At 30.9% G+C, this 12789-nt stretch carries 7 protein-coding genes; 2 read left to right on the plus strand and 5 right to left on the minus strand.

Annotation, left to right across the window (positions count from 1 at the left end):
• Positions 1 to 83: 83 nt before the first annotated feature.
• From L0U72_RS03660 to argS, 5 genes are all read right to left on the minus strand, one after another.
• Positions 84 to 1100 carry a porin gene (locus tag L0U72_RS03660; RefSeq protein ID WP_101916946.1) on the minus strand — a complete coding sequence of 339 codons (1017 nt, stop codon included), beginning with the start codon at positions 1098 to 1100 and terminating at the stop codon, positions 84 to 86.
• A gap of 199 nt (positions 1101 to 1299) precedes the next feature.
• Entirely contained in the window at positions 1300 to 1479 is a 180-nt protein-coding gene (locus L0U72_RS03665; protein ID WP_233898433.1) for a hypothetical protein, read from the minus strand.
• 24 nt (positions 1480 to 1503) lie between these two features.
• Positions 1504 to 7191 (minus strand): M43 family zinc metalloprotease, encoded by a 5688-nt coding sequence (locus tag L0U72_RS03670; RefSeq protein WP_233898434.1) that lies wholly within the window; start codon positions 7189 to 7191, stop codon positions 1504 to 1506.
• Positions 7192 to 7706: 515 nt separating this feature from the next.
• Positions 7707 to 9095: a dihydrolipoyl dehydrogenase gene (gene lpdA / locus L0U72_RS03675; RefSeq protein ID WP_233898435.1), complete on the minus strand. Its 1389-nt coding sequence runs from the start codon at positions 9093 to 9095 to the stop codon at positions 7707 to 7709.
• A gap of 270 nt (positions 9096 to 9365) precedes the next feature.
• Complete coding sequence (gene argS, locus L0U72_RS03680; RefSeq protein WP_233898436.1) at positions 9366 to 11159, minus strand: arginine--tRNA ligase; 1794 nt, start codon at positions 11157 to 11159, stop codon at positions 9366 to 9368.
• A gap of 113 nt (positions 11160 to 11272) precedes the next feature.
• Here argS and L0U72_RS03685 point away from each other — a divergent pair, with 113 nt between their 5' ends.
• Both L0U72_RS03685 and L0U72_RS03690 read left to right on the plus strand, forming a co-directional pair.
• Positions 11273 to 11800, plus strand: coding sequence for a YkgJ family cysteine cluster protein (locus L0U72_RS03685; protein WP_233898437.1), 528 nt, complete (start codon positions 11273 to 11275; stop codon positions 11798 to 11800).
• A 210-nt stretch (positions 11801 to 12010) separates the two neighbouring features.
• Entirely contained in the window at positions 12011 to 12703 is a 693-nt protein-coding gene (locus L0U72_RS03690) for a toxin-antitoxin system YwqK family antitoxin (protein WP_233898438.1), read from the plus strand.
• The last annotated feature ends 86 nt before the right edge of the window (positions 12704 to 12789 follow it).

Here is a 12789-nt window from a genome sequence, read left to right on the forward strand (position 1 = left end):
AGTTTATAGCTTCGAGTTTTTTGTTTTCTTGATTATTTTTAGAGCCTGTTAAATTACACTCAATATAATTTCTCAATATAATTTTATAACAAATCATAGGATATGTCATAACGTAAACCAACCGAAATATTCGTAATTGCAGGTTTATCAGTATCCTTATAATTTAAAAGTTCAACATACGTTCGAACGTTCTTTTTGAATCTTTTCTCAAAAGTGAAATTAAATCCAGTACCGTTTATAGTGCCATTGTCGTAGTTAAAATAACTAGCTTTAGCATTGTAACTTTCATTAAAAGAATATACTGCAACAATATCTAAAGTACTTGCGTCTAATTTTAAATCAGCACTATTTTTGATATTTATATTTTGATAATTCATAGCCATATATAAATTATTGAAAAAAGTAGTCGCTCCAGCAAAAGCAAAAATAGCACGCTTAATTCCATCAGCATCTTCATCAGAAAGATACGAAGTCCCTACGTAAAAATTTTCAGCAGTATATCCCAAACCAAGTACGGCAGTATCTACATAACTTCTTCCAAAAGTGTCATCGGTAACACCGCCATTTGTAGAGCCAGAATCTCCATTTATTTGTATTCCTGCATCAATTTTGAAATTCCCTAAACTATTCTTATAAGTTACTAAATTATTAGTTCTAAAAGGACTCTGTGTGTCATAGGCAAATGGACTTGAACGATTGTTAAAAACATCGGTTACTTCCGCCACGATATTGTAATGTGGTGACCATTGTTTTCCAATGGCAATACGTCCCCAATTTCCTTTTAAACCTGCATATCCTAAACGAGCATCACCAAAATCAGCATCGCCTTCAATATCAATATCCCATTCTCCTCTAACGAATACGGTTAAATTTTTATCAATTTTTTGTTCCGCTTTTACGCCTATTCGCGAGAAAAAATCAGTAACATCTAAACTTTTTATATTTGTTATTCTATCGTTTCGGTACGTAATCGCAGGTCTTAAACTAGCGTAGACATTAATTTTTTGAGCATCCTCATTTTTATTTAGTTTTTCTTTTTTTTGAGCATTCGCTGTCAAAATTCCCAAAGCCATAGCGGTAAGCATTATTTTTTTTTTCATAGATATTTTATTTTTTAACAAATTTTTGTGATACACAAATATACTCTATGAACTGTAATTCTCTGTATTTGATATTATTTAAACGAGTAGTTTTTAGAATATTTGTCATGCTAATTAAGCAAAAAATTAAGCAAAAAAATCTCCAAGAACAACTAAATGTTCTTGGAGATAAATAAATTAAGGGGGTCTTAACTATTAATTAAAAATCAGTACCTGGATCTTCTGGACCTGTAGGACTTTGAGCTTGTGCCTTTTGAGGGCTTAAAATCATATACGTTCCAAGGGCTGTTAAAGCAGCATATTTTCCGTGTTTTCCGATTTTTTGTAAAGCTTCTTTACGGCTAATATTGGTATCTTTTGATATATGTTGTTTTTTCATGATGTTTTGTCTGTTTTTAAATAATTAATTTAAAATAATTTTTTTGTTTATCTTTTTTAAATCACTTGTTAAATTAACAATATAAACTCCTGCAGATACTTTAGGTAAGTTTATTACAGTTGTTCCGTTTGATTTAAAAGTTTTACTTAAAATTTGTTTCCCTATCGTAGAATATATTGCAATCGTATTATTTTCTGATTGTAATCCTGTAATGGTTAACTCATTTTTAGCTGATTGAGAAATGAAGATGTTTGCTGTTTTTGCAACATCATTTACATTTTTTGAAGCTGTGTGTATAAAGAATTGACCTGAATTAGTTGTTTTCTTTAATCGTACACTATACTTTTCTTTTGATAAATTAATAAATTTTTCATTTCCTTTATCCTCTAAATAAACTTCGGTATTTTCAGGTAAGTTAAAAGATTTTGCAGAGAAAACAATAGTTTCATTTGCAGTTGCTTTTACACCAACAGGAACAACAGTTGTTGTTAAATCAGCAATTGGTAACGATTGAACAGCATAATCATTACTGTTTTCGTTGTTTACTAATTTTGTAAATACACTAAAGTTGCTTTTAGCTCCTTTAAATACACTTCCATCAAAACCATTATCAAAACCTGTAGTTGCTTCATTTAAATAATAGATTTTAGCTGTTTTAGCTGTTCCATTATTTGAAGTAACAGTTACGTTTACTTGCGTTTTAGGGTTTGCTTGTCTTTGAAAAGTACCCGCAGTATGTGATTGATTATTCTTATCAAAAGTTACATTGGTATTTGCATTGGCACTTACAAAGAAACCTTGTGTTGGTGCAATTTGATAATCAGTATCAATACCTGCTAATTTTAAATCATAACTATTTGTTGCTTGATTCCATAACCAAATTGTAGCTTCTTTTACAACCGTGTTTAAAGGATTCGCGTTGAAAAATTCTTCTAAATTAATATAAGAAGTATATGGGTTTCCAACTAAGTTATAACTATTTGTAGCAGTTGTTACAGGAATTGTTACATTTTCGTAATTCACATCACCTGTAAATTTAACATCGGCAACAGTCTTTAACTTAACAGAATATCCTTTTCCAGAAACAAAATTTCCTTTAGAACCTATCGTTTGATAATCCCAAACTGTTCCATCATTTTTATAAGAAGCTAAACCGATATTTCCAGCCGTTCCTGAAGCAAAATCATTATTTACAATAATATTTGAAAGCGTTTCATTACTTAGCGGAGAACTTACTAAATACCAGTTATTGGTAGGTAAGTTTCTGTTATAAGTAACGTTCGCATTTAATTTACTATTGGTAATTAAAGTAGCACCAGATTCGATGGTAACTTTATTTAAAGTAACTTCTTGTGTTAATGTAGGAAATTTAGTCGCATTTGCAGGGATAATAACATCATCAGCACTTGTTGGAACGGTATTTCCTATCCAGTTATTTGCATTATTCCAATCAGTATCTGTTGCTCCTGACCATGTAATTGTTGTTGGTAAGGTAGTTGCACCAGCTAAAATTGCTCCTTTAGGTTTGGTGTAAAAAGCATACTCTGTAATAGTGTATTGACTACCATCTGCTAGAACAGTCGCTTTAAACCAACCATATACGGTCGCACCTTGGTATAATGCTTCAAAACCAACATATCCAGTTTTTCCTGCCCATGTAGTATACGAAGAGGTATGTATATTAGGTTTATAGGTTCCAAGACTAAAATTATCATTTTCTGAAATTAATTGATTTTCATTGATAAGTGTAATATTATCAGTACTACCATTTAGGATTATTTTTTTACCGTTGTTTTCAATTTTTAAATCATCTTCAGATTTCCATGCACCAAATGATTGATTATTATTACCAGCGTCTAAATCATAAAGTGTAAAAGGACCCCAAGGAGTAGAACTATTCAAAGTTCCTGTAATAATTTGATAAGGGTCAGAAAAATTAAAATCAAGGGTGTTTACTTTATTATTGACATCAGCATAACCATTACTAAAAGCAGTACTGTTAAAAGTAATATCATAATTCGCAGAAGCATCATTTCCGTGACTATTTAACGTTCCTGTAATTGTTAAACGAACTTCTTTTTCATTTAAATAGATAACTTCAACATTGTAATCATTAGGAATTGTTGATGTAAAATCTGTTCCATTTACAAATGTTTTATTATTGAAATTAGCTACACCTCCAATACGAATTGTTGAAGTGAAATTAATAATTCCTGTGTTATCTTCGTTTTCAGCGACAGTTTTAGAATTAAATTCTAATTCAGAATTATCACCTCTAAATACTAATTGTCCTGCTTCGATATCTCCATTTGGTTCTGTAGAAAAAGCGTATTCATAAACAGTAAATGTTTTTCCATCGGCAGAAACACCTGCTTTTATCCATCCGTGAATGGTTTCTCCATCATGATCGGTTGTAAAACCAATATATCCAATTTTTCCGTCCCAATCGGTATATGCTTCATGTCTCATATCTAATTGACCAGGATACGCCTCAGGAGCTGTAAAATTACTTGCTGTAGAAATTAATGCATTTTGTGGTAAAAATGTAATATTTCTTGTTCCTGTATTGGTAACTAATTTTTTACCATAGGTTTCTAATTTTAAATATTCTTTATTAGTCGTATCATCTGTATGTGCCCAAACACCATAAAAATGAGAACCATTAATTGCTGTTAAATTGTAATTAAACCAATTATTAGCCTTGTTTGCTGATAAATCATCATTATCTACAAAAATAATTTCGTAAGGGTCTCTGTATTTAAGAGAAATACTGTTTTCTTTATTTGAAATTTTATCAAATCCAGAAGTAAAAGCACTACTATTAAAACTAATATCGAAACTAGTTGTTTCACTTTTAGCGTGACTTATAGTCGTTCCTGTAATAGTTATTTGTGCTTCTTTAGCATTTACATAACTAACTGCTACGGTAAAATCATTAGGGAAAGTAGTTGTGAAATCAGTTCCGTTTACAAATGTTTTATCGGTAAAGTTTGCAACGCCATCAATCGTAATGGTAGTTGAAAAATTAAAAGAACCTTCGTTATCAGTTGTTTCTCTAGCTTCATTAGATGCAAAAACTAATTCAGAAGCATCTAAATCAAATAATTTTTGTCCTGTTTTGATATCTCCTCTTGGTTCTGTAGAAAAAGCGTATTCATAAACAGTAAATGTTTGACCATCGGCAGAAACACTAGCTTTCATCCATCCGTGGATAGTTTCCCCATTATGTTCAGCTTCAAATCCAAGATATCCTGTTTTTCCATCCCAATCGGTATAGGTGTCATAACTCATATCTAACTGTCCTGGATAGGCAGCAGGAGCCGTAAAGTTATCCGTTTTAGAAATTAAGGTGTTTTTAGGTAAAAATGAAATATCTCTTGTTCCTGTATTGGTAACTAATCTTTTTCCGTAGGTTTCTAATTTTAATTTACCTGCTTCAAAAAGCCAAACTCCATACTCGTAATTACCATTTATTTTGGTTAAATTTAAATTATCCCAACCAGCTCCTGTGGTAGCTGTAATATCTACGATGTCATCATAAATAATTTCATAAGGATCTCTAAATACAACATCAAAATCATTTGCTTTATTTACTACACTGTCAAATCCAGAGGTAAATGCACTGCTATTCAAACTAATAGTGTAATTAGAATTATCAGCCACAGTATGGTTTGTCGTTATTCCTGTAACTGTTACTTCAAGTTCATCTTTACTGATGTAATTAAAGGCAACTGCTAAATTACTTGGAAAAGTAGTTGTAAAATCAGTTCCTTTTACAAATATTTTATTTGAAAACTCTGCCGCTCCAGAAAGCGTAACTTTCGTTGAATAATTAAACGCTCCTGTGTTATCAGTTGCTTCTTTAATTTCTTTAGATACAAAAAGTAATTCAGATGCTGATGTATCGAATAATGTTTGTCCTGCTAAAATATCACCATTAGGTTCAGTAGAAAAAGCGTATTCATAAACGGTTAACGTTTCACCATCGGCAGAAACACTAGCTTTCATCCATCCGTGGATAGTTTCCCCATTATGATCTGCTTCAAATCCAATATATCCAGTTTTTGCATCCCAATCAGTATAAGTATCATAACTCATATCTAATTGACCAGGATAAGCCTCAGGAGCTGTAAAATTACTTACCGTAGAAATTAATGTGTTTTTGGTTAAAAGTGTAATGTCTCTTGTTCCTGTATTGGTAACTAATTTTTTACCATAGGTTTCTAATTTTAAATGCCCTGGTTTATATGCCCAAGTACCATAGGTATTACCACCATTTATTTTGGTTAAATTTAAATTATCCCAAGAAGCAGCTGTGCTTGCAGAAATATCTGTAATATCATGATAAATAATTTCATAAGGGCTATAAAATTTAAAGTCTAAACCGATAGAAGTACAGCTTAAGGTTTGCCCTGGACTAAACGCACTAGTATCAAAAGATAAGTTTACTGTTTCATTATTGGTTTCTAGGTGATTTGTTGCAATACCTGATATTGTTAGAGTAGCAGTTGTTGTAGAGGTAATTGCTACTGTAGAAGATAATCCTTGAGGTAAAGCAATACTATATTGATTACCTTGAGTTAAGTTACCCGTTGAAGCGCTAAAAGTAGCATTATCAAGAGTTACCGTTATTTCTTGGTTAAAGCTACCATCGTTTGCTACTAATTCTTTAACTGTATTATTATTTAAAGCAATGGCACCGCCAGTATTATTAACACCTGTATCAATTAAATTCTGAGCTTCCCATAAAGTTTTACGAGCAGGATGTTGTAAAGCTGCTAACATACGGTCTGTTTGACCTTTGGTAAACATTCTGTAACAACCATCAGCTGCACCATTATATCCCATATAATTTTCATAGTTGATAAAATAACCTTCACAGTTTCTTGTAGGAGAACAATTAGCACCAACTACATCTTTATCTTCGGCAGGCGTATCATCTACTTGATCATTTGGGTAGGTACATCCTCCTTGAAACGTATGTATCAGGTTAAAAAAGTGACCAAATTCGTGAGTAAATACAGAGGCAAATTCTTTCCCTGTATTTCCGTGTAAATAGGCTCCGTTATATACAACTCTTGCGGTATTTGCATCTGACATTGAACTGTTAGGGTACCAAGCAACACCAGATTGATTCGTATCACCATCAGCATATAATTCTGCCTGAATATATACATTCATATATTTATAATTATCCCAAGCATCAGCAGCAATTTGGTCATCGTATCCACCACCATTACCGTAACCAGCTTTTTCATCGTAAAAAACAACACCACTTGTACAGTTTCCATTCGGGTCTAATTTTGCTAATTTAAACTCGATATCTAAGGTGCTTTTTACAGTATTAAATGCAGGGTCAGTTCCTGCAAAATCATCATTTAAACCTTGAAAATCAAGATTAAGTTTATCTATAGCTGTTTTAACGATGTCTGTAGTAACTGTTTTTCCATTCTGATTTTCACCATATACATGAACAACAACTGGAATTGTGTATGTTCTAGCACGTTGAAGTTTTTGACCTCTTGCTAATTTTCTTGTTATTTTATTAAATTCAATGTATTCCTTTCTAGCTTCAGGATGTTTTTTGAATATTAATTCATTTTGGATACTTGCTTTACAAGCATGTTTGTTGTGTTCCGATTTTTGTGCAAAAATTTTGGATTGCAAAGAAGCGACCAAAATTAATAGCATGAGTGTAATTTTGTTTCTCATTTAGTGAGGTTTTTGAACTATTTTTTAGATAGTTAGAGGTTAATTTTGTGTTAAATTTGTATAAATATATAATTCGTAATATAAAAACAGCTGTTTTTGCTTCTTTTTCGATAAAATAATATACATATATGGTTGTATAGTATTTTATTTTTGTAGATTCGTCTATTTTTTTGATTTTTTGGAGGTGTTTTGAATCTAAAAATCTTTATTTTTTTAATGAAATAAAGATTCCATTAAAAACAGATTATTTATTACGAAGTTAAAAAAAAAGTGTTTTTTTCAATAAAAAATTATAATATCATAAATATAGTGAAAAAACATTAAAATAATTACATTTTCTTTAATCTATTATATACAACAAAACCTCACCAAATTGATGAGGTTTTGTTGTATAAAAGATTATTTAGAGTAAGTTTACGAATAGAAATTATATAATTTACCCGTAATTTACTTAAAATTTACATCAATATTTATGTTTAAAAATTGATGTAAAATTTTTTAAATAATCAGAATCTCTATAAATGAATCACTTCATCATAAGCATCAGCAACAGCTTCCATAACAGCTTCACTCATTGTTGGGTGAGGATGAATTGTTTTTAAAACTTCATGACCAGTAGTTTCTAATTTTCTACCTAAAACAGCTTCAGCAATCATATCGGTAACACCTGCACCAATCATATGACAACCTAACCATTCACCATATTTTGCATCAAAAATTACCTTTACAAAACCATCTGTAGTTCCGGCAGCAGTTGCTTTACCAGAGGCAGAAAAAGGAAATTTACCAACTTTTAAATCGTAACCAGCTTCTTTTGCTTGTTTTTCTGTCATTCCAACAGAAGCAATTTCAGGAGTTGCATACGTACAACCAGGAATATTTCCATAGTCGATAGCTTCAGTATGTAAACCAGCTAATTTTTCAACTAAAGTAATTCCTTCAGCAGAAGCAACGTGTGCTAAAGCTGGTCCAGGAGTTACATCACCAATAGCGAAATAACCAGGGATATTTGTTTGATAAAAATCATTTACTAAAATTTTATCGCTATCAGTAATAATTCCAACATCTTCTAAACCGATGTTTTCGATATTTGTTTTAATTCCAACTGCCGATAATAAAATATCTGCTTCTAAAACAACTTCACCTTTTTTCGTTTTAACGGTAGCTTTTACGCCATCGCCAGAAGTATCAACAGTTTCAACAGATGAACTTGTCATTACTTTAATACCCGATTTTTTGAAAGAACGTTCCATTTGTTTCGAAACATCAATATCTTCAACAGGCACAATATTTGGCATAAATTCAACAACAGTAACATCCGTTCCCATTGAATTGTAAAAATGTGCAAACTCAACACCAATAGCACCCGAACCTACAACAATCATAGATTTTGGCTGACTAGGTAAGCTCATTGCCTGACGATAACCAATTACTTTTTCACCATCTTGTGGTAAATTTGGTAAAACTCTAGAACGTGCACCAGTTGCGATAATAATATTGTCAGCAGCATATTCAGTTACAGAACCATCTTTAGCGGTAACATCAACTTTTTTACCAGTTTTAATTTTACCAAAACCGTCAATAATATCAATTTTGTTTTTCTTCATTAAAAAAGAAACACCTTTGCTCATTCCTTCGGCAACACCACGACTACGTTTAATAACTGCTCCAAAATCTTTATCGATTGCTTCCGCTTTTAAACCATACTCATCAACATGTTTTAAATAATCATAAACTTGAGCAGATTTTAACAATGCTTTTGTAGGAATACATCCCCAGTTTAAGCAAATTCCACCTAAACTTTCTTTTTCAATTACTCCAACTTTAAAGCCTAATTGAGATGCTCTAATAGCAGTTACATAACCTCCAGGACCACTTCCGATTATTAATACGTCGTATTTCATGTTGTTAATTTTTTACTTATTGTTTGTTTATTTTATATATTTTTTTCATTTCGAGTGATTTTATTTTCAAAATCGTATCGAGAATTTGGGCGTTCGGGCGGGCTTTCACTACTCGCTTTTTTTAAATATGAAAAATATTTAAAAAAGAGCTCAAACATGCCGTTCAATCCCTAACGCGAATTTTCGTTTTTTCAACCCTATTTATTTTTCAATTTTTTAAAGTTTATCACTTTTTTATCAAAAAATAAATAGGGCAGAAGCAACATTTTATTACATTCTTTCAGGAACTTCAATTCCTAATAAAGCAAATGCAGATTTAATAGTATCGGCAACTTTTTTTGATAATTGAACTCTGAATACTTTTTTATCTTGGTTTTCTTCTCCTAAAATATGTACATTCTGATAAAAAGAATTGAATTCTTTTACCAATTCGTAGGTGTAATTAGCAATTACGGCAGGCGAATAATTTTTAGCCGCTTGCTGAATTACTTCAGGATATAATTCTAATTGTTTAATTAATTCTTTTTCTTTTGCGTGTAAATCTATAGAAACAGGTTTTGAATAATCAAAAGTTGCTTTTCTTAAAATAGATTGAATTCTAGCATACGTATATTGAATAAAAGGACCTGTATTTCCTTGAAAATCTACAGAAGCTTTCGGATCGAATAAAATTCTCTTTTTAGGATCAACTTTTAAGATGAAATATTTTAAAGCTCCTAAACCAATAACTCTATATAATTCTTCTTTTTCAATGTCAGAATAGCCTTCTAATTTACCTAATTCTTGAGAAATAGTACGAGCTGTATCTGTCATTTCGTCCATTAAATCATCGGCATCAACAACAGTTCCTTCACGAGATTTCATTTTTCCAGAAGGTAAATCTACCATTCCATAACTTAAATGATGTAATTGTTCAGCCCAAGAATATCCTAATTTCTTTAAAATTAAGAATAATACTTTAAAGTGATAATCTTGTTCGTTACCAACTGTGTAAACCATTCCGCCAACATCGGGCATATCTTTTGCACGTTGAATAGCAGTTCCAATATCTTGCGTCATATAAACTGATGTTCCATCAGAACGTAAAACCAGTTTTTCATCTAAACCTTCTTCAGATAAATCACACCAAACAGAACCATCTTCTTTTTTAAAGAAAACACCACTTTCTAATCCTTGTTCAACAACATCTTTTCCTAATAAATACGTGTTACTTTCGTAATATAATGTATCAAAATCGACACCTATATTTTTATACGTAACATCAAATCCTTTGTAAACCCAAGAATTCATTTCTTTCCAAAGTGTTACAACTTGTTCATCACCAGCTTCCCATTTACGAAGCATTGCTTGCGCTTCTAAAAATAAAGGTGCTTGTTTTTTAGCATCATCTTCAGAAACACCTGAAGCTATTAAAGTTGCTATTTCTTTTTTGTATTCTTGGTCGAATTTTACGTAATAGTTTCCTACTAATTTATCACCTTTTAATCCCGTATTACTAGGGTTTTCTTTTTTGCCATCACTCCCATTGGGAGCGAATTTTTCCCAAGCTAACATCGATTTACAAATATGTATTCCTCTATCATTAATGATTTGAGTTTTATATACTTTTTTACCCGATGCTTTTAAAATTTCAGCAACTGAATATCCTAATAAAACATTACGAACGTGTCCTAAATGCAACGGTTTGTTGGTGTTTGGCGATGAATATTCTACCATACGAGAAGAATCATCCGCCGAAGGTGAAATAAATCCATAAGAAGAATTTGCACTAATTTTATTGAAGAAATTCGTATAAAAGGTGTCATCAATCACTAGGTTTAAAAACCCTTTAACGACATTATAATTAGTGATTTCAGTAACGTTTTCAACCAAATACTTCCCTAAATCCTCGCCGATTTGAACAGGATTTCCTTTTTTATATCTTAAAAGAGGAAAAACCACGACAGTGATATCTCCTTCAAAATCTTTACGGGTTGCTTGAAATTCGACACTCGGAATTTCGATATTATATAAGGTTGAAAATCCTTCTTTTACTTTGGTTTCTATTAAGGTTTGTATGCTCATTAGTAGTTGAAAATTGAATAACAAAACTACATAATTTATTTTGATTTTCTATTTTGATTTTGACTCGCTGTATTTAAACTGATTCTAACAATTTATATGACTATTTTTGCACTATGGATAAAGATTTAGAGAACTTAGAGAAGTTAGCAAAAGACGTAGAGAAGGAGAATAAAAAATATTTTGCAACCATAAAAAAACGAGTACCTAAAAACTTCGATGTTGTCGTACAAGATTTGCACGACAAGGAGTTTGCAAAAACCGATTGTTTAGATTGTGGGAACTGTTGTAAAACAACCAGCCCTATTTTTACGGATAAAGATACTGAGCGTATCGCCAAGCATTTAAGAATGAAAGTTCGTGATTTTGAATCTCAATATTTAGAGCGTGATCAAGATGATTTTATGGTACTAAAAACAGCACCGTGTTCATTTTTAGATGAACGTGATAATTCTTGTTTTATTTATGATGTTCGCCCAAAAGCGTGTTCAGAATATCCTCATACAAACCGTAAAAAGTTTATCCAAATTTCAGATTTAACGATTGCAAATACGGCTATTTGTCCTGCAACTTATCGAATTGTAGAAGAATTAAAAAAATGTTTACCAGTTCATTCTAACGAAAAAATTAAAAGATTAGGATAATTGAAGCTTATTTTTCTTTAATTTCTTCGATTAATAATTACGAATCAAAAGCTATTTAGCGCTATTTATCAATTTTAATGATACATACGTTAAGTAGCTTTTTCTATTTGGTATGATTTATGTATTTTTGAACTTATTGTTTTTCATTTTTTTTTTGATAAATAAACTGAAAATCAGCTTGAAAATAATTAATCCATAAAAAAAACAGCAATGTTATATTCTAAAAATAAAACAATATTACTTCTTTTAATAGCTACTTTTTTTATGATTTCTGTAAATGCTCAGAAATTAAATAAACTGGATGCTAACGGAAAAAGAACTGGTGTTTGGAAAAAATTATATCCCAATGGAAAAACGCGCTATACAGGAACTTTTCAAAATGGAAAAGAGATAGGCGTTTTTAAATTTTATGATATAAATTCATCATCACAACCAAGCATCACAAAAACTTTTGTAAACGGTACTGCTACGGTTAAATTCTATAATAAACTCGGAAAAGTAAAAACACAAGGTAAGATGATTGGCAAAAATCGTATTGGAAAATGGAATTATTATTTTTTAAATGGCAAACCTTTTTCCCAAGAAAATTATACAAACGGAAAGTTAGATGGTGAACTTATAAATTATTATCCGAATGGAAAAATTACCCAACAAATAAGCTATAAAAATGGGTTGAAAAATGGCGTTTCTAAAACATTTACCGATGCTGGAATTTTAATTGAAGAAGTACTTTATCTAAATGATAAATTGGAAGGAAAAGCGAAATATTACGATTTGAAAGGAAATATCAAAGAAGAAGGCGTTTATCAAAAAGGAAAAAGAGTCGGGAAATGGGAGTTTTATATGGACGGTGAAAAAGTCGATAAAAAGAAAACTAGAAAATTAACCGACCTAAAAAATTAATCAAGATTTTATCAAAAAAAAATAAAAAAAATAGTTGAAATTATAAAAAACCAATAGTAGTATCAATTTAATTGATGTTAGTATTG

This window comes from Tenacibaculum piscium, assembly GCF_021390755.1.
In the GTDB taxonomy this organism is placed as follows: domain Bacteria; phylum Bacteroidota; class Bacteroidia; order Flavobacteriales; family Flavobacteriaceae; genus Polaribacter; species Polaribacter piscius.

Bases quoted from the DNA above. Each gene is read 5' to 3' on its own strand.
- L0U72_RS03660 (WP_101916946.1), bottom strand. From the start codon at position 1,100: ATGAAAAAAAAAATAATGCTTACCGCTATGGCTTTGGGAATTTTGACA.
- L0U72_RS03665 (WP_233898433.1), bottom strand. From the start codon at position 1,479: ATGAAAAAACAACATATATCAAAAGATACCAATATTAGCCGTAAAGAA.
- L0U72_RS03670 (WP_233898434.1), bottom strand. From the start codon at position 7,191: ATGAGAAACAAAATTACACTCATGCTATTAATTTTGGTCGCTTCTTTG.
- lpdA (WP_233898435.1), bottom strand. From the start codon at position 9,095: ATGAAATACGACGTATTAATAATCGGAAGTGGTCCTGGAGGTTATGTA.
- argS (WP_233898436.1), bottom strand. From the start codon at position 11,159: ATGAGCATACAAACCTTAATAGAAACCAAAGTAAAAGAAGGATTTTCA.
- L0U72_RS03685 (WP_233898437.1), top strand. From the start codon at position 11,273: ATGGATAAAGATTTAGAGAACTTAGAGAAGTTAGCAAAAGACGTAGAG.
- L0U72_RS03690 (WP_233898438.1), top strand. From the start codon at position 12,011: ATGTTATATTCTAAAAATAAAACAATATTACTTCTTTTAATAGCTACT.